Here is a 20,966-nt window from a genome sequence, read left to right on the forward strand (position 1 = left end):
TCACTTTCTTCCCTCCCTAGTAAAGAGATTCCTCTTTGGAGAATTTCCGTTGAATCAATGTTGCTATGAGAATAACAATTGCTAATGTAAATGCAAGAGCTGCTGCATATCCCATCGTACCTAAATTCTTAAAGGCATATTGATAGATTAAAAGAACAACTGTTAATGTTGAATTATTTGGACCTCCTGATCCAGCTGAGAAAATATAGGATTGGTCAAATAATTGGAAGGTACCAATGAGCCCCATAATAATTACGAAGGACGTAACAGGCCGTAATTGTGGGACCGTAATATAGAAGAATTTCTGAATTGCGTTTGCACCATCAAGTTCTGCTGCTTCATAAAGTGAATCAGGTATATTTTGTAAAGCAGCTAAGTAGATAACCATATAAAATGGCGCAGTTGACCAAATATTCATGCCCATAATCGAATTCAAGGCAATTGAAGGATCATTGAGCCAGTTATAAGTTGGAAGACCAATGAATTCAAGTACTTTATTAATCAATCCATTTTGATTATACATCCACATAAAAATTAAGGTTAATACCGCAGAAGAAGTCAACGTTGGAAGGAAGTAAACAATTCGAAAAAACTTCTCTCCCTTCAATCCTGCGTTTAAAGAGGCAGCTAGGACAAGTGCCAAAATCGTTTGACATGGTACAACTATAAGTACATATTTTGCAGTATTCCAAAGTGCAATTTTGGCCCGATGGTCATCTAAAATATGTATGAAATTATCGAACCCAACGAATTGAAAACTAGTGGTACCTAGTAATTGCACTTTATGAAAAGCGAGAAAGATGGCATAAAAAATTGGACCGATAATAAAGAGTATTAAGACTAACAAAGTGGGTGACATAAATAAATATCCTTGCCCGGTCTCTCTCAGCATTTTTTTGGAAGACTTGCTTCTCATCTTCGTTCATCTCCTTTTAACAAGAGGTTCCAAGTTAATCAATTTTGCTAGAACTCTTTCTACCGACGATTACTAAAGTCCATCACCAGAAAGAGTTCTAACAAGTTAAGAAAAGCGCAAGCGCCCTGCTCATCCACGTACTTCCTTTCGGGACTTTGACTTATCATAGGGAGAAGTCCTGAAGTACGCTAGTCGATAGGCGCTGGAGCTAGTCACAGCAGACACTTTTCATGTCTAATATCCTTAGTAAATTTTATAACTTCTTACCTTTTGAAAAAGGAAGGGAAGTCCCCTTCCCTTTCCATTTCCATTATTGACCATCAATTTCTTTATTTGCTGTATCTTGTGCTTCCTTCAATGCTTTTGCAAGATCCTCTTTACCTAAGTATGCATTAACAAACTGGTTATTGAAGTTGTTGAAAATGATTGGTAAGTTAGAACCATTAGACCAAACTGTCGCATAAGGTGCTCCAGCAACAAGCGCTCCGCGAAGCTCATCTTTGTCATAACCTAACTTTTCAGCAACTGATTTGCGGGAAGGTAATTCGAATCCTTTACTTGTCCATGTTTCCATCCCTTCTTTACCAGTCAAATAGGACATTAATTCCCAAGCTGCCTCCTTCTTCTCAGAAGCTGCATTCATTACGTAAGCAACAGTAAATGCCATTGTACCTTTATTTCCATTTATCGTAGGAACTTCTGCCATACCGTAATCAATATCTTTAAACGTACTATCTAAGTATGGGATTGCCCAGTTCCCTTCAATAACCATTGCCGCTTTTCCTTGACCAAACATTTCTCCTGTCCAGTCTGCTCCTACATCTTTAGGCTGAGCAGCCGTTTTATCTTTTAAGTGTTGGTCTACATATGGTTGTAGAGCTTCAACTACTTTTGAATCAGCGAAATTGGCTTTGTTATCGACAACTACTTTTCCACCATGAGATTCAGCAATAAACAATGTTCTAGCTAACTCAGGATTCTGACCGAACCCATATACTTTATTACCTTTCGTCAATTTTTTAGATGCCTCAAGCAATTCATCCCATGTTTTTGGAACTTCTACACCAGCATCTTTTAACATTTTTTTGTTGTAAAATAACGCAAGTGTTGAATACCCTTTAGGGAAACCATAATATTTTCCATCTTTTTGGAATGCCTCAACTAATGGCTTTTCAAAATCTTCCACGTCAAAATCATCTTTAACATAATCATTTAAAGGCTCAACTACACCCGTTTCAATTAATGCTGGCGCTTCAACAGCATCAAGATAAAATACGTCTGGGCCTTCGCCGCCGATTAAACGTGTTTTCACTACATCCATGTATTGATCCGCAATGACTTCATGTTTCACTTTAATATTAGGATGCTTATCCTCAAAATCTTTTAATACCTGTTCTAACAACTCAGATTCTTCTGGAGATGATCCCCAGCCTGCAAGTGTAATTTCAACTTTTTTGTTATCACCTGTTTTATTATCCTTTTTGTCTGTACTTGCATCATTTGAACACCCAGCTAAAATCCCGCCTACTAATAAAGATGTAATTCCTAATGAAGCTATCCATTTCTTTTTTAACATTTTCTATACCCCTTTCATTTATAAAAATCCTCTATATAAGAGTGGTGAAACCTAGTTAAAATCTGCTTTTTCAAACATTATTTATGGATGATAACATCAAAATTGGTCGTATTCTTATCAACCGTTACATGAATTTCATTGTTGTCTCTAACAACACTTACCGAAATTTGTCCGCCCCCAACAGAAATGTTCTCTACCTTCAAAAAGTTCATCTCTTCTAGAAGGGTTGGTGTAAGATGAATTTCATTGTCTAAGCTGTTAGGAAATAATCCTAATAATGATTGGATAAAGACAAGAGGTGTACCTGCTGCCCATGCTTGCGGTGAACAAGCAACCGGGTATTTTATTGCTTTGCCTTTTTCCTTTCCGTAACCACAATATAGCTCTGGGAGTCGGTCGTATTCAAAATAGGCAGCTGCCTCAACTAAACCATTAATTACTTGCTTGGCGTCATGCTGATACCCAAGTTTACTCATTCCGAGTAAAATCATACTGTTGTCATGCGGCCAAATACTGCCGTCATGATAACTCATCGGATTATAGCCTGCTTCTCCTCCCCCCATTGTACGAATCCCATAGCCTGAAAACATTTTTGGAGAAAGTAATGTTTTTACTACCGCATCAGCTCGATCTTTATTTAACATACTTGAAAATAATACATGACCTGGATTTGATGTGATCGTACCTACTTGTTTCTTCTCTTTATCGAGAGCAATTGCATAAAACTGGGTATCTTCCATCCAAAAAGATTGATGGAATTTTTCTTTTAACACTTCGGCTTCGTTTCGAAGCTTTTCTGCTTTTTCAATATCACCAATTTTTTCATATAATCCAGCGATCCCTATTTTCCCTTGATACACATAGCCTTGAACTTCGCTTAACGCAATTGGTGCTTCTCCATAGTCGCCATTACGATGAACAATTGAATCACCAGAATCCTTCCAGCCTTGATTAGCAATTCCTTTAGCTGATTCTTGGTAATATTCAACAAATCCATCACCATCACGATCTCCGTATTGATCAATCCAATTGAGTGCGCTTTCAATATGATCCTTCAACTGCACAAAGAATTCCAAGTCTCCAGTCCATTTCACATATTCCGTTAGCAGGACTAAGAACAGTGGAGTGGCATCAATCGTACCGTAATATGGAGTAAACGGAATTTGATTGGTCATTGCCAGTTCACCATATCGAATTTCATGCATAATCTTTCCAGGCTGTTCATCCCGATATGGATCTACCTTTTTCCCTTGTTTGCTTGCTAATGTTAATAATGTTCCTTTAGCAATTTCCGGGTTAAACGCTAACATTTGCAATGCCGCAATTAAACTATCTCTTCCGAATGGAACACCGAACCATGGAAGTCCTGCGACAGGAAACTGACCATAGCCTAAATCGGTTAATAGTACTTTTAAATCTGAAATTCCTCGATCAACAAGACGTTGAAGAGGCTGATGGTCTGTTTGAACTTTTGTAATTTTTTCTCCCCATTTTATAAACGAGTGTTCAAGCTTTTGAATAGCAACCTCTCGCGGAATGATTTCCTTAACATCCAAGTCACCAATTTGTGGTTGAATCATCATTGTAAATCTTTCTTCCTCGGCATGATCCAATTGAAAGTCAAATGCAATATCTCCTTGAGATGAAACAGACTTTGCTTTTTTATCCCATGTCACTTTAGTGGCACGTTTCACATTGTCTGCACCTATGTAATGATAGATTAGTGAATTATCCTCTACAGTTTGACCTGTACGATGTCCAATGTCCCCTGTTTGAAATCCCCTGACGATGAACATATCAGAAAAATCAACATCCATATGAACACTGATATCAAAGGAAATAGGCTTTGGATAATAATTTTTTACTTTAATAGATTCATATAAAACATCATCATATATAAATCGAGAGCGTTCTATCTCAACTGATTCACGCCATAAAATTAATTCATCATCGTTTTCTATATGAGGATTTGTAAGCAAGATCGTTGCCATGAAATTTTCCTCTGCATTTGATGATAATAGTACAGGATCTTCACCATTTATTTTCAAATCCAGTTTACTTAAAAAACGTGTATCTTTCGTATATAATCCCATGCCATAATAATGGTTTTCAGGAACGTTTCCTTTCGTGTCCGTCAGGAAAAACAAATCATTTTCTTTAATTACTCGATAATCCACGCTGATCCTCCTATAGTTGTTTTGGTTAGAATTATTTTCCAAAACGTTTCGGTTTTTTTGCGAAGGTTTGACAAATAATGTAGCTTAATGATGTAACTCAAATCAATTGCTAATTATTTATCAATTTTTCTTATTTGAGTATCCAAAACGTTTCGGATTTTTGAAATGAAAGCTATTTAAAACGAAACTTCTTTTAAAGTTATAGCTCAAATAGATTTCGTTGATTCTCGTATTCTTAATTCAGTTCCTAATGTAACGACATGGTTGTCTGTTCTACCTTCAAGGATATCTAGCAATAATTTTGTTGCTTCATATCCCATTCGAAAGGTGTTTTGTGAGATGGTTGTTAATGAAGGTGTCACATAGGAAGCAAGTATTATATCGTCAAATCCTACAATTGATAGCTCTTTTGGGACTTCTATTCCCATCTTTCGAGCTGCCTTTATGACTCCTAAAGCCATTAAGTCACTTGCACAAAATACAGCTGTCAATTCTGGATGCTCCTTCAAAAGCTTCAGTGCTGCTTGTTCAGCTGCCTCCTCACTAAATTCACCGTTCGCAATCCATTCGTTTCTAATCGGCAAATTAGCCTTTTGAAAAGCATCTTTATAACCTTGCAAACGTTGTTGGCTGACAAACGCAAAATCATGTCCGTTAATCAACCCTATGTTTGTATGACCAGAATCTATTAAATGTTGAACCCCTTTTTTTGCTCCTAAAACATTGTCAGTAGTTACATAACCAACATTAGGAGAGGTAAGTGGGATATCAATCAATACACAGGGTATTTCACTTTCTACAACTTCTTTTAAATAGGGATCGTCCGTGCGAATACCTTGGATAATCACACCATCCACTCGGCGTTCTTTACAAAGCTGAGTATACGTTTTTTCCCTCTGCTTCGTAGATGTTGTACTAAATAATACAAGATCGTAGTCACTTTCACCGACAAATTCATTTATTCCAGATAACATTTCAAAGGTAATATTATCCTTCGCACTCGATTTATTTAAACCTGAAACAAGTAGACCAATTGTTTTGGATTTATTCATTACTAGACTACGTGCAAGAGTATTTGGGCTATAGTTCAATTCCTTTGCTACTCTAAGGATCTTTTCCCTTGTCTTCTCACTAACATCCGAATATCCATTTAACCCTCTTGATACCGTGGTGACTGACACACCAGCAACTCTTGCAATATCTTTTATTGTTGTCAATTTCAAAAAGCCTCCAAAACGTTTCGGATTTATTAATTGATTGTATTCTACAATATTACGAAAGCGATTTCAATATTTTTTGTAAAAAATATTAATGGGACTGCAAATAAGCATATCTGCTTTTCTAGAAATATACAAATTACTTCTCTTTACTTTTTAGCATTAAAGCTTATATCATAAACGGGTACTAAGTGAAGGATCAATCCTTTTATTTGAAACCATTTATCTTTTAAAATGGCTTCAATATCATTAATACAATAATAACAAGAAAAATAGCATTCTCTACGTTCTCATATCGGAAGAGTTCTTTTGATAAACGGTAATACTCTTCTGGAATTTTTTCTTCTTTATATGATTCTAATAATTCTTTAATAGGTTTTGATTTACGTGATAGTACAAGCGGCCCCATTGCCAGCCCTATAAAAAAGAGAATTAGGCTGGTCAAATACCATCCCATTTGAAAGAGACTTGGATTTAATGCTCCCATTAGTAAACCTGTCACTAATAAAAGTGTTCCCCCAATCATAACAAAAAAATGCAAATCCCTTCTAATTCCATAAGCTTGTCTTAACTCTGTCATCGTCTTTGCTGACTTCGCAATTCTTGTTAAAATGAACCCCGGTCCCATTCCTAATATTGCAGAAAATATGTGTATAAAAATAAGGATTTTATAAATTACCAATTGATACCCTCCGCCTAACAAATTCCACGATAAAAACATTATAAACCACTTCTTGGTGTCAGGCACCATTTATGCAATTTTCGTAATATTTATTCGCCATTATGAATAAAAGGTTTCAGACGCCAAAGTAAATCCTATATAAACAGCTGTTCCCCACATGACTATTGCTGAAATTTTATTTAATATAGATAAAAAACGGCCTGTTTTATCGATCTTCCCTATTAATCTACCGGCAATTCCAAGTCCGGTAAACCACAACCATGAAACTAGAATACATACGACTGCAAATGCCACTTTTTCAATTCCAGCATATTTTAATGAACTTGTTCCTATCACACCAACTGTATCTAGAATCGCATGCGGATTTAATAATGATACTGACATTGCAAAAGCAATTTGTTTTTTCGGAGTAAACAAAATATCTTTTTTCTTCTCATCAACTTTAGGTGTAACTTTCCAGATAACAAAACCCATATAGACTAAAAAACAAATACCCGCAGAAAGAAGGACTGCTTTTAGCCAATAATATTCAAGTACGACCACTGATACCCCTAAGACCGCTAAAGAAATTAATAAAGTGTCACAAATGGATGCTGTGATGATCACTGGTAATGCCTTTATAAACCGAGGATGAACCGCTCCTTGATTAAAGACAAATACATTTTGTACCCCTAACGGGAGAATTAATCCGAATGCTAAAATAAAACCATGAAGAATTGCTTCTAACATATTTACTCCTCCAACTTGAGTATTTCTTACATTGTAAAAGAAAAGATTATGTTGGTCTCCAACCATTTGGTTGGGATTTTATCCAACCAATCGTTTATAATATTAAAAAATGGGAGGAATGATTCTTTAATGTCAATAGAATGGATGTTAAACAAGTCATCTTCAATTCCACTACATAAACAAATATACGAATATATTAAAAGAAAAATAATGAATGGTGAGTGGTCAGTGGGAACTAGAATTCCTCCACAACGAGACCTAGCTGAAAAATTCCAAGTAAATCGAAGTACTATTGTCTATGCGCTTGGAGAGCTGGCAGCTGATGGATTAATTGAATCAAAGGTTGGAAAAGGAACCGTTGTTGTAAATAACACTTGGAGTTTAATGGCTTCTACTCCACCACCCGATTGGAATAGTTATGTAAAGTCAGGTTTTTATCATCCCAATATACAAATGATTCAAGAGATTAATAAGGCTGAATCTAACCCGAACATTATTCGCCTTGGGACAGGTGAGCTATCTCCCAAATTACTGCCTACTGAAAAGATGAAACAAATCTTTATGAGTAAATCTTCCACCAAGCTTTCTTTAGGTTATTCGGAACCAAAGGGGAGCATCTTCTTAAGAGAAATAATAAGTGAATATTTAAAATCGAAGGGGATAGACGCATCTCCTTCTTCAATATTGATTGTATCGGGAGGACTTCAAGCATTACAATTAATCTCTTTCGGTCTTTTACACCGGGACTCAACCATTTTTCTCGAATCTCCTTCCTACCTTCATTCCATCCATGTCTTCCAATCAGCAGGAATGAATTTGCTTGGAATTTCTATGGATGATGAAGGGATTCAAACTGAAGAGATAGGAAGATTAAAAAGACAGCATAACGGAGCATTGCTCTATACCATTCCTTCCTTTCACAACCCAACAGGTATATTAATGTCTTCAAATAGACGAATGGAGTTATTGAACGTTTGTAAAAAAGAAAGATTGCCAATCATTGAGGACGATGTTTATGGAGACTTGTGTTTTGAACGTATACCACCCAATCCTTTAAAATCTCTAGATAACCAAGGGCTTGTATTATACATGGGGAGTATGTCTAAAACCCTAGGACCTGGTTTGAGGATTGGTTGGATCGTTGGTCCTGAACCAGTGATTGATCGTTTATCAGATATTAAAATGCAAACCGATTATGGATCAAGTTCTTTATCCCAATTTGCAGTTGCAGAATGGCTGTCGAGCGGGCAATATCATGAACACATTAAAAAAATACGAACAGAATTGACTTACCGACGGGACTTTACTCTTGCTATACTTAATAAGTATTTTAAAGAATTAGCAACGTGGAATAAACCAAAAGGCGGTTTTTATATTTGGCTTACTATCCATAAACACATTTCAGTTTATAAATTATTTGAAAAAGCACTGAAAGAAGGAATTTTATTAAATCCAGGGAATATTTACGATCGAAACGATCAACACCATCTTCGAATCTCTTATGCATATGCACCTCTCCACCAATTAGAGAAGGGACTAATTAGAATTGCCGAACTCATTCAGGATCTCTAATTACTGGTTTTAGCTCATCCCTCCAAAAGGTATCAGGTTCTAGGACCTGATACCTTTTTTCTCACAACTTCAAACAATAATGCTAAGCCAACTCCCCCACCGCTTCCGATCGCAGCAATAGCATATGTTATATCACTTCTTCGTTGGACTTCATAAAAAAGACGTGTTACTAAAATGGCACCGGAAGCCCCATATGGATGACCTAAGGTTAAAGCTCCTCCCAGTACATTTAATTTTTCGTATGGGATGGATAGTTCTTGAGCACATGCTACAATTTTTGAAGCAAATGCTTCATTTATTTCAATTAAATCAATATCTTCTATTGCTAATTCGTTTCTTTTTAGCAATTCCTGAATAGCAGGGGCAGGGGAAAATCCTGGAAAATTAGGATGAACACCAGATACCTGGCTATCCACAAAGCGTAAAACAGGCTCATAATCAAATTGATTTGCAAAGTTTTCTTCCATAATTAATACTGCACAAGCACCATCATGAATTCCGCAGCTGTTTGCTGCAGTAACTGTACCAGCTTCCTTTTTAAAAATTGGTCTTGCCCGTTTCAGCAGCTTCTTCATATCTCTTCTTCGAAAGAACTCTTCATCAGTTTCGATTTGATTAAGCTTTAATATTTCATGTTGATAAAAGCCAAGTTCGTATGCATTTATGCTTCGCAAATAGCTCTTAAATGCATACTCATCTTGTCTTTCACGTGAAATTCTATATTTCTCAGCTACGTATTCAGCAGCAACTCCCATATCTGGATCACCAATATGTACTGGTGAAAATTGAGCACGATTTTTGAAAGGGGACGTGCTCGTGCTTTCTACTCCACCAGCAAGATAACACTTGCCTGCGCCACCTTGAACGAAATAACAAGCTGTTCGGATTGCTTCCAAACCAGCACTGCATTGTCTATCAATAGTCATACCTGGGATAGTAAGTGGTAGCCCTGCTTCTAATGCTGACAATCTAGCTATATTACCGCCAAGACCTACGATATTCCCTACTATTACATCATCAATCTCCGTTTCTATATCTTTAGCTAAATGCTGTAAAAGAGGGGCTGCTAATTCATGTGGTTGAAAGGAACTTAGAATACCGTTTTCTCTCCCAATCGGAGTTCGTTTCGCCTTTACAATCACAGCCTTTTTCATGAAAGCTCCCCCTGTTCTATTATCTCTTTCACTTTGGATCTAGCAATCTTACCACTAGTTGTAAGTGGAATTTGGTCGACAAAATACCATTTACGAGGTACTTTATACGAAGCGAGCATTGTCTTACAAAATTTTCTTAGTTCCTGTTTAAGAGCTTTTCCCTTTATTACAGCTGCCACAACCTGTCCCCAATAACGGTCAGGTAATCCAATTACTGCTACATCCTCAACCTTTGGATGCGAGGAAAGAACCGCTTCAATTTCTTCAGAGAAGATATTCATTCCACCATATAAAATCATATTTTTTTCACGGCCCATAATATATAAGTAACCTGACTCGTCTACATACCCCATATCATGTACCGTGCTCCACCCATCCTTATCTTGGATGGACTGAATTCTTTGACAATTTGTCTCAATATATCCCATAAATACCATATTACTTCTTACAAATATTTTTCCTGCTTCATATGGGCTCGCTATGGTTCCATCTTTTTTTCTTATCTGAATCTCTACGTTATAACATGGCCTTCCAACTGAACCAGGTCTTTCAATATTTTCTTGATTGGATAGGACAGTTACGAAGCTAAGTTCACTCGCTCCATAAAATTCATACATACAAAGATTTGGAAACATCTTTCGTATTCTCTGCTTTGAATCAGGTTCCCATTTAGCACCGGAGGAAATGATTGTTACTTGTTTTTCTATGACATCTTTTTCTTTTAAAATAGCTTCAATCATCGTTGGCACTAAATATATGACAGTAATCGGATACTCTTTCAATAGTGATAGTGTCATGTACGGAGTGAATTTTTCTAATAAATATATCGTCCCGCCTAAGAATAACGTACTAATGGCACCGTACAAAAAATGCGAATGAATAAGTGCACCAGGAATGACCACATGCTCGTTATCCTTCATTTGAAAATCATATGTATTACATTCAAAACTTGCCGCCCAAGAGGCATGAGCTCTTACAAATGCTTTCGGCTCGCCTGTTGAACCAGATGTAAATCCCATGTAGAATGGATGCTCCCCACTGAGATGAGCAGTATATTCAATTGGAGATTGATCTATTTCCTCTATGCAATCTTCCCAAAAAACTACATTAGAATTGGATACCAACTTATCTTTCATATTCCTTGTAGTAATAATTATTGAAGGTGAACAAAGTTTCATTCGTTTTTGTAATTCTTCGTCTTGCCATTTTACATCAAGTGGAGCAACTATCCACCCTGCAGCGGAAGCGCCAGCAAAAAGTTGTAAGAAAGGAATCCCGTTATGCATAAGGATAGCAATCCTTTTACAACTTACCTGAAGAGATGTTAGCCAGTTTGCCGTTTTACAAATTAGTTTAAACCACTGATCATAGCTTATCTTGTGATCTTGAGTATGAATGGCAATTCGATCGGGATGTTGAAAACGATGATTCGAATATGTATGTGTTATCGTAGCCATTTCAATTCTCCTTTTAAAAAAGATATTAGTAAAAAGAGACACATCATAGTGTCTCCTTTTCCTTGTAAGTGTGAATCTTTAATGCTGGTGATTTTCTTAATTTATAAACTAAAAAAGTAGCAATCACCGCTTTTATTATATCGCCAGGAATATAAACTAGACTTAGCTTGATTGCTTGTAAAAGAGGAATGTTCATTACAAATGACTGAACTGGTACTCCGAACACATAAAGTAAAAATACTCCTACTAATAAGTTCGTGACTAAAATTTTTATAAAGCTTAGAACTCGGATACGAGAAATAATAAATCCAAGCAGGAAGGCAATAATAATATATCCAAATAAATAACCAGCGCTTGGTCCTACAAAAACACTGATTCCACCTCGCCCACCAGATAGAAGTGGCATGCCTGCTGCAACTAGAAGTAAAAATACAATCTGGCTCCAAGCTCCTAATCTAGCTCCTAATACACCGCCAGCAAGCAGGACTCCTATATTTTGAAGTGTGATAGGGACTGGTGTAAAGGATAAAAAAATGGGTGAAACAAGCCCCAGTGCCCCCATTATGGCAGCAAATAATGCAATATATGTAATATCTCGTACTTTCATAATGTCCCCCTTTTGAAATTTCTCTCTCCGTGAATACATTATTAATTTTATTCTCCGTAAAAATATATGTCAACCTAAATTTATTTTAGGTTGACATAAAAAAATCCATCATACATTCCATAAGGGAAAACAACTTTCATTTTATGACGAGGAAAATTATAAAAGAAAACATAAAAATAGATCCCTAAACAACGGATATTTTACAAGATTAATTGAAACAAAAAGCGAACAGTACCATGCTGTTCGCTTTTTGAAAAAGATTTTTGTTCGGATAGAATCTTTTTTTATTGAGAAAGGAGTTGGTTGTTTTTATTAATATCGGTGGATTTTAATTTCAAAGTAGCATTGGTGAGGATATTGTCTTCGACGTCATACGGCGGGGCGCCTTTTCCACCATTTATTGTATCAATCCCTACTCTTTTAACTTTAGCAGTTATTCTATTTCCTTTTATCGTTGCACCGAAAACGTTGGTTGGATTGTTTTGCCATGAATCTCGTCCAATCTGGATGATTGCGTGATCTACTTTTACTTTTGTAACATCGTTAATCGTATTGTTTAGTACATTAATGTTTTTTGCTTGTAACGCTACTATAATTGGATTGGTTTCATCTTTGTCAAAATTAAAAGTAGAATTTTGAATGGTAGCTTCTGTTTTTAAGTCATACGTGTAGAATGTTGTATTTTTAAATGAGCAGTTATTTAATACGATTTTCCCTGGACTATCTAATTCGAATATTCCATTATTTGTTGTACAATTACTATAGACACCTAATGGCAAACTCATTTCAGGTGAATTAATAAAGTCAACATGATCATATACATTATTAACATTGCCTTCACCACTTAGATCATTATTTCCTTTTAATGTAATGTTTGTTAACTGTATTGGTTCTCCGTAAACCTCTATGCCGCCTTTAGTTGTTGACCCAGTGGAAGATTGAAGCACAATATTGGAAACTTTAATTCCATCTCTATCTGTTTGAGTAAATCCTATTCTAGAATTGGTTCCTTCAATACCGTCGACAATATTATTTGTTCCTCCATCAAAGCTTGCTGAGCTGGAGACTAGTTTATTGTTAAGAAACTTGGTGTTGTTCCATGTGACAAAATTTGTGTGATCAAATGTGTTGTTCGTTACAGTCGCACCATCATACGATGGATTAATGGAGAAACCGACACTACTCTCTCCATTTGGTCCAAAATAATTTTCCTCTACATTTGCATTTCCACCATATGAAAAAACCATATGAATGATATTATTATTAAATTGATTTCCTTTAATTAGGGTGTTAATAGCTGGGTAAAATCCAGGTTCTATATCTATTCCGCTTTGAGGGGCAGTGCCATTAGTATCGTGTATTGTATTATTGATAATTTGTATAACGTCAGATGCACCTACCGTAATGCCTTGACGTCGATTAAATCCAATATCACAATTTTTGATCGTCATATTTTCGGTAACAGCGACCGTCATCCGATTTACTTGGACACCTTTTGTAGAGTTAGAATTAAAGACAACTCTGAAATAGTCGGCATCATTTGGAATGTGAGAATACCCCCATGTGGAGTTAAAATGTTGATCTTTATCAGCTTTTATAAAGCTACCGTCTTTGCGATAATAGAAGAGATCATAATATCCTTCAACCCCCTCTGGCAGCCACATCATCAAATTTCTATAATGATCATTTTTATATATTGGATTACTGAAATTCTCTACCTTATAATTGTTAGAGCGAATTTTTCCTTTTTGCGATATTGGGGCTCCGTTATCGTCTATTCCACCTAATTCGAGATCTTTTGCAGTAATATATTGGCCATATATTGTCGTTCCATCCATTATAATTCCGTCACCCGTAAATTTTTCAATTTTTACTCCGTCAATGACAATGTTTTTCGGTCCTTCTGTTCTTATTCCATACCCCCATTCATGTGTCCCATCTGTATCAGGCCCTTTTTGGGAATAGTCATGAGTATCTCTATCTCCACTAAGAGTTCCTCCTGTAATAGTTATATTTTCCACATCTGGACCGAGATAAATAGTAGAATATATCTCAAATCCATTTGTTTCTTTTTTTATTTCAGTATTGTCACTTAATAACAGCGTCATATTACTTACCAGATTAATTCTTGCATCTGGGTCGTCTTCTTGAGTTCCTTTAGCGATGAGATAAGTTCCATCTGGAATCTTAACTGTATTAAAGCCATTATCTATTGCCCATTTAATTGCGGAATTGATTCCTTTAGTCGTTTGAATCCCATTAGTTCCATTATTGTAAACTCTCCATCTACTTAGTTCTAGTTCATAGATAGGGTTATTTGTTACATTTTTTCCCATTTGTCCTTGAGAATTGACACTTGGTTTAGGTCCTCTATTATCCATTGTTAAATACCCCACTAGCGATACTATTATAACTACTGATAGAATGATCCATTTTTTCATTTGAAATTTCCTTCTCAAGATTTATGACATATAATCCAAAGTTAGAATCTATTTTCTCCCTGAGATTAAATAAATGACTGTCCCTCATCATTTTTGCCAACCTTTCTGAACTTTTTTATGAAAATATCCAAGCTAGACTTTTATAAAAATTCATTTGGAGAAATATGATTTAATTTACTTTTTAATATATTCCCCTTACTCCTTTTATATGAAAAAACAAACGGACTTGCTTATGCATTAACACTAATTTTACAAAATGGGACACGGGGTCAGGTTTATTGTCCCGTCTATTAGTTTGATAGTTTATTGATTTGAATGAAAGTCATAAACAGATGGCCTAAAAATAAAAAAGCCTTTTCTCCGTAAGAGATTAGGCTCAGTCGAATATCATATTGATTTATATTAGATTTATTTACTTTTTTATTCTCATTTTGAAAAAGAATATATCGATTCATACGTTAATTTTTGTTTTAAAGACTTATCATCTAAAAAAGAAGTGTGCAGTACTCTCCATTATATGTTATTCATAATTTCACTGGGACAAGGGACCTGACCCTTCGTCCCAAAATTTCATAAAAAAATCCTTTGTTTCGTTATGAGTAAGCACGTTCAAAACATTTTCTTTTTTTATGAATTGAATATTGTTTATTTCATTATCTATTGGTTTAAGGTCCGTCAAATCTCCTAAATATTCAAGGTGAAACATTGTTGTTTCTTGTCCTTGGTATCCAATTTTTTGTTGCAAATGTAATGGAAAATTGAAGTGTATTTTTTCATGGAATTGTTTGATAAATTTGTAGTTTGTTGAACCAGTTTCTTCCTTAAGTTCCCTTAATACAGTTTGCTTTAAATCAGCTTCATCTTTTTTTACTCCACCTTTAATAAAATCCCATTCCCCTTGAATATCTTCTTTTCCTACATCTGTGTTTATTTTAACTTTATGAACAATTAAAAACTTATCATTATAGGTCACAATAGCACCTACAGCTCTTCTAATCATTAGTAATGACCTTCTCCTTCTGAATAACAGCTTTCCTATGGGAAATATCTCCTTCTAAAACAATCCTGTTTCCATTGCCACTCATTTCAATAACAGTAAGACTGGTATCATGAATAAATGGAGGATCCCATAATTTTTCAAGTGGAGTATTTTTGAAGAGAGCCAATATCATTTTTATTACAACTGAATGGGTTACAATTAGAATATTTCCAGAGGTGTTTTGTTCCTTAATAGTATCTATAGCTTTTAAAACTCTAATCTGCAAATCTATAAAGTTTTCACCATTGTCCGAATGGTATAAATGTGGGGCATTCCAAAATAGATGATACTCATTTGGATAATGATCAATAATATATGATTTTGTTTTTCCTTCCCATTCTCCCATATTAATCTCTTTAAGTTTTTCGTCATATACAATAGGAATATTTTTGATACCACGAATTAATTCAGCTGTCACACGCGTTCTTTTACTGGGGCTCGAATAAATTGCCTTAAACTTCACCTCTTTTAGCCTTCCTCCTAATGATACCGCATTCCCAATACCATTCTCAGTTAATTCCGAGTCTCCCCAGCCTTGCATTCTATTTTGTATATTCCACTCTGTTTCCCCATGTCTTGTTATATAGAGAGTGAGCATTTTCAAAGACTCCTTTCTCTTCAAAACAACTTCTAGTATTTCGTCATTTGAAATCTTATAGTCCATTAGGATTTTTGCTTTCGACCCTTTTAAATTTTAATGTTTTAAGAATAGATAAATAATAGGAAACATAACTTTTAGTAGTTTCCTAATAGTTAATCAAAAATAGTTAAAACTGTACACTAAATCCATTAAATTTATGGATTCCTGTACCGAATTTTGTAAGTTCTTTTTCTCTCAAGAACTTATCTGCAATTTTCACTTCTTCTAAAATTTTTGGCTTAATCCCCAATGTATTATGCGAGCCGTAAACCATTGAAACATTTGGTATCTCTGATATTTTCTCCAATGAATTAACTAAATCAACAGGATTGGTTGAAGGATAGAATGCATAAATAGGGGTTTCATCATAAAGCAAATCACCCGTAAATAAATAACCATTTGTTTCATCAAAAGTGGATATATGACCAGGAGAATGTCCTGGAGTATGAAAAATAATTAATCTTCTGTTCCCCAATTCAAATATATCCCCATCATTTAATAAGCCTGTGGGTTCACCTTGAAAGGGTTTGAATGTACTGGGATTAAACGTTTCTGGTGTTGGAAATGTTATATCTCTACTAATATCTTTTCTTATTTGTTCGATTGATAAGCCTTTAATTCCATTTACTAACCAATCTTTATCTCCCTCATGGACATATATTCTTTCGAATTCTCCATGACTTCCGATATGGTCAGTGTGGACATGGGTAGTGAAAACATCAATCGGTAAAGTAGTCAATTGGTCCGTAATTCTCTTTATTTTGTCAATTCCAAGACCTGTATCAATTAAAACTGCTTTTTCTTCACCCAATAATAAAAATGAATGTACTTTTTCCCAATGACCGTATTCACTAATTGCAAATGTTTTCTTATCAATCGTTTGTACTGTAAACCATAAATCCTTAATCATAAAAAGCCTCCAAAATTTTACTTTGCTTTACTGCTACTTCAAAATAACCAAATTTCCTTTGCTAATAAGTATTACACATTGAATTTTGATAGTCGCAAACTGTTATAGGCGTCTGTAATTTCAAATACAAATGATGTTAATAGAAATTCTTTAATATGTTGTATAGTGCTTTCATTATTACGACAGCAGGTAATTTATCCCCACTACTGTCAATTTAAGAAGTAGATATTTTATTAGGGATTTTTTAAAAAATAATCCACTTTTCCCCAACTCGATAAACTATTTTCATAAATAAGTATTCTTTTCTAAGTGAGATAAATCCTTCAAGGGACAAGGGGTCTGGTCCATTGTCCCACCCCGTTGTCGAAAGAGATTGTTGAGAACTATTAATTTCTACCGCTATAAAAAATCTTTTCCTAAAAGATAAAATAATAGGTCAGAGGAGCTCCATTTCACTTTTTAATGCAAATATAGAGTGTATGTATTTCCAATTTATTGTATAATTAAAGAAAATATTTTAAATGTTTTAAATACTCAAAAGGAGGGCTATGTATGAATAAAATTGCTCTTTATATTTTACCGGCAATAATAATTTTAATTGTTGGATATGTATCTTTTACGGATGTTTTATTTCAACAAACAGACCATAAATATTTCTTTATTTCACTATTAATTATTTATCCAGCTATATTTCTTATCCATGGTGTAATTACTGCAATTTTAAAAGGAAATATTTATATATCGTTAGGTATTTCTACTCTAGGGTTTTTAATTACCATTCTAATATGGGCGAACAGTAGCGCAATTGGTTATATTTTGGTTTATCTTCTATTGGGATTTTTGGGTTACGGGGCAGTACTCTTCTTTCAAAAAGGAAAATAGCCAATACGATACAGAGCACAATTTGTTGCTCTGTTTCATATTGGCTAAGTTTAGTTTATTTCCTCGAAGATTCTTTATCAAAAAATCTCTCTTTAAATAGGACATGGGACCTTAAACCTGCTCACTTATTACAAGCCTTAGTTTCTCAGTTTCTAAATCTACTTTTCGAATTATGCTGTCAATCACATCTATTAATGAATGAAGAGCATCCTGTACGAACCCATCCTCAAATTGGTGTAAAGGTTCTGGTAGTTCATCCTCGTCTAAAATAAAGTAATCACCATTAGGAAACACCAAAATATCAATAATTAAATCTTCAAAGGATACCATCTGATTTGTTACAGTTGTATGCCTAACGATATTAAAATACGATCCTAAATAATTCCCTCTACTATCTATCCAATAATATGCAAATGTATAACTTCCTTTTGGGATAGTTAATTCCTTTTGGGATAGTTAATTCCTTTTGTCCAGCTATCATTGTAAATGATTCTTCTATTTTATGTAAAAGCATGATCTTATGATGTTCAATTTTTAGAAGTCTACAATGATGGTCTACAGCGGTAGAATCATAGCGTATTTTTCTTTCTATGATGCTCTTATCTTTATGCATCATCATATTTAACATACTAATAGCCACCTTCCAACATACACTCTTAAACGAACTAGGAATTTGGTTTTTAAGATGTAAGTAATAATAAATCTACTATATTACATCTATTATTCTATCAAATAATTATAAATGGAGGATGAGTGACCAAGTCCTCGAAGGATCACTCTATAGAAAAAGCAATACTATGTCCCAATAATGTTATAAGATTGTCACAACCAGTTTTCCCAATTTAAAGGTAATAGGAGTACACTAGAAGTGTAGAATCAAATATTTAATAAACTGGAGATGACCATAATGAAAGCATTGAGATGGCATAATGTTAAAGATCTACGTTTAGAAAATATTGAAGAACCAAGTGCACTAAAAGGCAAAGTAAAATTAAAAGTTGAATGGTGCGGGATTTGCGGTAGTGATTTACACGAATATACTGCTGGCCCTATCTTTATTCCTACTGAAACACATCCATTAAGTGGTGATAAAGCTCCAATCGTTATGGGACATGAATTTTCTGGACAAGTTGTTGAAATAGGTGAAGGGGTTACAACTGTTCAAGTTGGTGATCGTGTAACTGTTGAACCAATCTATGCATGTGGTGAATGTGAAGCATGTAAACAAGGAAAATATAATCTTTGCGATAAAATGGGATTCTATGGCCTATCTGGAGGCGGCGGTGGATTTTCCGAGTACGCAGCCGTACCTGTAGAAATGATTCATAAATTACCTGAAACTGTATCATTTGAACAAGGCGCACTTGTTGAACCATCTGCCGTTGCTCTTCATGCGGTTCGTCAAAGTAAGTTGAAAGTCGGCGACAAAGCAGCTGTTTTCGGAACTGGTCCAATCGGCTTACTTGTTATTGAAGCATTAAAAGCATCTGGTGCATCAGAAATCTATGCTGTTGAATTATCTGAAATTCGTCAACAAAAAGCAGAAGAACTCGGTGCGATCGTTATCGATCCTAAAAAATATGATGCGGTTGAAGAAATTTATAAACGGACAAATGGCGGTGTCGATGTAGCCTATGAAGTAACTGGTGTCCCACCTGTCTTGAAGCAAGCAATTCACTCAACAAAAATTAATGGCGAAACAATGGTTGTTAGTATCTTTGAAAAAGAAGCACCAATCCACCCTCATGATATCGTTATGAAAGAACGTACATTAACTGGTATTATTGGCTATCGTGATGTATTCCCTGCAGTAATCAGTTTAATGGCTCAAGGATATTTCCCAGCCGATAAACTAGTGACAAAACGAATTAAACTCGATGATGTCATAGATGAAGGCTTTGAAGGCTTACTAAGAGAAAGAGACCAAGTGAAAATCTTAGTAAAAGCTGAATAAATAAATGAAAAAACCAGATTCCCGTCGAGAATCTGGTTTTTTCGTAGAAACAGGGTTTATCGTCCCAATGCTAAGTTTAATATTTTTTGGTGAGAGTTATACAAAACCAGACATCATATATAATTTATAGAACGATACAAAAAACTTTTTACATAAATCGAATATCTTAAAATTACTAGAATTAAACACAAAAACTCGAAGTCAGCATAGACCGACTTCGAATTTAATTAAAATGGGTTAGTTGCCAAAAGACTTGCCGTTTTGACATAGACTCGTGGATTTAATTTTAATTGGGAAACGATAAATTCCGCAATATCTTCCGGTTGCATATATTTTTCATCATCGTTTTCAGCGATTAAATTGGTTTTCACAGCAAGCTCTGTAGCTACCGTGCTAGGAGTTAAGGCTGTTACCCGAATATTGTTTCTACGGACTTCTTGTGCTAATGATTCAGTTAAACCAATTACGCCAAACTTAGACGCACTATATGCACTAGATGTAGCAGCCCCGTTTAATCCATTAGTCGATGAAATATTAATAATATCTCCGCCACTTTTTTCAATTAATTGTGGAAGAACAGCACGTGTTACATAATATGTTCCCATTAAATTGACATCGATGATTTCCTTCCACTCTTCTGGACTCATTTCTAAAAGAGTTGCAAATTTTCCAATTCCGGCATTATTAATCAGAATATCTGCTGTACCCAACTCGCTTGTCAAATTTTCTATGGCTCGATCTATTTGTTCTAATGATGAAACATCAACTGTAGCATAAGCTACTTTAACTCCCAAACCTTCAACTTCACTTGCCACTTCCTTTAAAGACGCTTCTGTTCTTGCAAGCAACCCCACATTTACCCCTTCATTCGCTAATGCAGTCGCAATCGCTTTGCCAATTCCTCTTCCAGCACCCGTTATAAACGCAACTTTTCCTTTTAATGATTGTTCCAATATAAACAGCTCCTTTTCGTAAACTATCATTCCCTACTTTTTCATTATATTATTGCTGAA

The 20,966-nt window shown here is 35.1% G+C and carries 17 protein-coding genes and 2 pseudogenes; 3 read left to right on the forward strand and 16 right to left on the reverse strand.

The genetic code is table 11. From position 1 onward, the window contains the following. Positions 1-16: 16 nt before the first annotated feature. The 6 genes from ACQKP0_RS00315 to ACQKP0_RS00340 all read right to left on the reverse strand — a co-directional run bounded on the left by ACQKP0_RS00315 (position 17) and on the right by ACQKP0_RS00340 (position 7,297). Entirely contained in the window at positions 17-916 is a 900-nt protein-coding gene (locus ACQKP0_RS00315) for a carbohydrate ABC transporter permease (protein WP_427403817.1), read from the reverse strand. Positions 917-1,226: 310 nt separating this feature from the next. Beyond that, entirely contained in the window at positions 1,227-2,492 is a 1,266-nt protein-coding gene (locus ACQKP0_RS00320) for an ABC transporter substrate-binding protein (RefSeq protein ID WP_427403818.1), read from the reverse strand. A gap of 77 nt (positions 2,493-2,569) precedes the next feature. Next, positions 2,570-4,669, reverse strand: coding sequence for a glycogen debranching N-terminal domain-containing protein (locus ACQKP0_RS00325; protein ID WP_427403819.1), 2,100 nt, complete (start codon positions 4,667-4,669; stop codon positions 2,570-2,572). Positions 4,670-4,875: 206 nt separating this feature from the next. Further along, positions 4,876-5,886 carry a LacI family DNA-binding transcriptional regulator gene (locus tag ACQKP0_RS00330; protein ID WP_427403820.1) on the reverse strand — a complete coding sequence of 337 codons (1,011 nt, stop codon included), beginning with the start codon at positions 5,884-5,886 and terminating at the stop codon, positions 4,876-4,878. 229 nt (positions 5,887-6,115) lie between these two features. Next, on the reverse strand, positions 6,116-6,568 hold the full coding sequence (locus ACQKP0_RS00335) for a DUF2269 family protein (RefSeq protein ID WP_427403821.1): 453 nt from the start codon (positions 6,566-6,568) through the stop codon (positions 6,116-6,118). Between the two features lie 99 nt (positions 6,569-6,667). Then, a complete protein-coding gene (locus tag ACQKP0_RS00340; RefSeq protein WP_427403822.1) occupies positions 6,668-7,297 on the reverse strand; it encodes a LysE/ArgO family amino acid transporter in 630 nt (209 codons plus the stop codon). A 129-nt stretch (positions 7,298-7,426) separates the two neighbouring features. On the opposite strand from ACQKP0_RS00340, the gene ACQKP0_RS00345 reads away from it, so the two are divergent. Then, positions 7,427-8,869, forward strand: a complete 1,443-nt coding sequence (locus tag ACQKP0_RS00345) for a PLP-dependent aminotransferase family protein (RefSeq protein WP_427403823.1) — start codon at positions 7,427-7,429, stop codon at positions 8,867-8,869. Between the two features lie 32 nt (positions 8,870-8,901). On the opposite strand, the gene ACQKP0_RS00350 is transcribed toward ACQKP0_RS00345, so the two are convergent. The 8 genes and pseudogenes from ACQKP0_RS00350 to ACQKP0_RS00385 all read right to left on the reverse strand — a co-directional run. Further along, a complete protein-coding gene (locus ACQKP0_RS00350; RefSeq protein ID WP_427403824.1) occupies positions 8,902-10,023 on the reverse strand; it encodes an acetyl-CoA C-acyltransferase in 1,122 nt (373 codons plus the stop codon). Continuing rightward, positions 10,020-11,480 carry an AMP-binding protein gene (locus tag ACQKP0_RS00355; RefSeq protein ID WP_427403825.1) on the reverse strand — a complete coding sequence of 487 codons (1,461 nt, stop codon included), beginning with the start codon at positions 11,478-11,480 and terminating at the stop codon, positions 10,020-10,022. The genes ACQKP0_RS00350 and ACQKP0_RS00355 overlap by 4 nt, the downstream gene beginning before the upstream one ends. Positions 11,481-11,523: 43 nt before the next feature. Next, positions 11,524-12,087 (reverse strand): biotin transporter BioY, encoded by a 564-nt coding sequence (locus ACQKP0_RS00360; RefSeq protein ID WP_427403826.1) that lies wholly within the window; start codon positions 12,085-12,087, stop codon positions 11,524-11,526. A gap of 284 nt (positions 12,088-12,371) precedes the next feature. Further along, positions 12,372-14,528, reverse strand: coding sequence for a right-handed parallel beta-helix repeat-containing protein (locus ACQKP0_RS00365; RefSeq protein WP_427403827.1), 2,157 nt, complete (start codon positions 14,526-14,528; stop codon positions 12,372-12,374). 532 nt (positions 14,529-15,060) lie between these two features. Next, positions 15,061-15,528, reverse strand: a complete 468-nt coding sequence (locus ACQKP0_RS00370) for an NUDIX hydrolase (RefSeq protein WP_427403828.1) — start codon at positions 15,526-15,528, stop codon at positions 15,061-15,063. Next, positions 15,521-16,165 carry a histidine phosphatase family protein gene (locus ACQKP0_RS00375; RefSeq protein WP_427403829.1) on the reverse strand — a complete coding sequence of 215 codons (645 nt, stop codon included), beginning with the start codon at positions 16,163-16,165 and terminating at the stop codon, positions 15,521-15,523. The genes ACQKP0_RS00370 and ACQKP0_RS00375 overlap by 8 nt, the downstream gene beginning before the upstream one ends. A gap of 169 nt (positions 16,166-16,334) precedes the next feature. Continuing rightward, positions 16,335-17,117 (reverse strand): MBL fold metallo-hydrolase, encoded by a 783-nt coding sequence (locus tag ACQKP0_RS00380; protein ID WP_427403830.1) that lies wholly within the window; start codon positions 17,115-17,117, stop codon positions 16,335-16,337. Positions 17,118-17,188: 71 nt separating this feature from the next. Then, positions 17,189-17,299, reverse strand: a pseudogene (locus ACQKP0_RS00385) (IS1595 family transposase); the annotation flags it as partial. Positions 17,300-17,669: 370 nt separating this feature from the next. On the opposite strand from ACQKP0_RS00385, the gene ACQKP0_RS00390 reads away from it, so the two are divergent. Next, entirely contained in the window at positions 17,670-17,999 is a 330-nt protein-coding gene (locus ACQKP0_RS00390; protein ID WP_427403831.1) for a hypothetical protein, read from the forward strand. A 111-nt stretch (positions 18,000-18,110) separates the two neighbouring features. On the opposite strand, the pseudogene ACQKP0_RS00395 reads toward ACQKP0_RS00390, so the two are convergent. Further along, a pseudogene (locus ACQKP0_RS00395) lies at positions 18,111-18,627 on the reverse strand (DUF402 domain-containing protein). Positions 18,628-18,906: 279 nt separating this feature from the next. Here ACQKP0_RS00395 and ACQKP0_RS00400 point away from each other — a divergent pair. Beyond that, on the forward strand, positions 18,907-19,953 hold the full coding sequence (locus ACQKP0_RS00400) for a 2,3-butanediol dehydrogenase (protein WP_427403832.1): 1,047 nt from the start codon (positions 18,907-18,909) through the stop codon (positions 19,951-19,953). Between the two features lie 227 nt (positions 19,954-20,180). Here ACQKP0_RS00400 and ACQKP0_RS00405 read toward each other — a convergent pair whose 3' ends face one another. After that, positions 20,181-20,906 (reverse strand): 3-ketoacyl-ACP reductase, encoded by a 726-nt coding sequence (locus tag ACQKP0_RS00405; protein ID WP_427403833.1) that lies wholly within the window; start codon positions 20,904-20,906, stop codon positions 20,181-20,183. Positions 20,907-20,966 lie beyond the last annotated feature (60 nt).

The organism is Heyndrickxia sp. NPDC080065 (assembly GCF_050281185.1).
Classification (GTDB): Bacteria; Bacillota; Bacilli; order Bacillales; family Bacillaceae_C; genus Heyndrickxia.

Coding starts and splice junctions, on each gene's coding strand:
- ACQKP0_RS00315 (WP_427403817.1), bottom strand. CDS start 916: ATGAGAAGCAAGTCTTCCAAAAAAATGCTGAGAGAGACCGGGCAAGGA.
- ACQKP0_RS00320 (WP_427403818.1), bottom strand. CDS start 2,492: ATGTTAAAAAAGAAATGGATAGCTTCATTAGGAATTACATCTTTATTA.
- ACQKP0_RS00340 (WP_427403822.1), bottom strand. CDS start 7,297: ATGTTAGAAGCAATTCTTCATGGTTTTATTTTAGCATTCGGATTAATT.
- ACQKP0_RS00345 (WP_427403823.1), top strand. CDS start 7,427: ATGTCAATAGAATGGATGTTAAACAAGTCATCTTCAATTCCACTACAT.
- ACQKP0_RS00350 (WP_427403824.1), bottom strand. CDS start 10,023: ATGAAAAAGGCTGTGATTGTAAAGGCGAAACGAACTCCGATTGGGAGA.
- ACQKP0_RS00355 (WP_427403825.1), bottom strand. CDS start 11,480: ATGGCTACGATAACACATACATATTCGAATCATCGTTTTCAACATCCC.
- ACQKP0_RS00360 (WP_427403826.1), bottom strand. CDS start 12,087: ATGAAAGTACGAGATATTACATATATTGCATTATTTGCTGCCATAATG.
- ACQKP0_RS00365 (WP_427403827.1), bottom strand. CDS start 14,528: ATGAAAAAATGGATCATTCTATCAGTAGTTATAATAGTATCGCTAGTG.
- ACQKP0_RS00370 (WP_427403828.1), bottom strand. CDS start 15,528: ATGATTAGAAGAGCTGTAGGTGCTATTGTGACCTATAATGATAAGTTT.
- ACQKP0_RS00375 (WP_427403829.1), bottom strand. CDS start 16,165: ATGCTCACTCTCTATATAACAAGACATGGGGAAACAGAGTGGAATATA.
- ACQKP0_RS00380 (WP_427403830.1), bottom strand. CDS start 17,117: ATGATTAAGGATTTATGGTTTACAGTACAAACGATTGATAAGAAAACA.
- ACQKP0_RS00390 (WP_427403831.1), top strand. CDS start 17,670: ATGAATAAAATTGCTCTTTATATTTTACCGGCAATAATAATTTTAATT.
- ACQKP0_RS00400 (WP_427403832.1), top strand. CDS start 18,907: ATGAAAGCATTGAGATGGCATAATGTTAAAGATCTACGTTTAGAAAAT.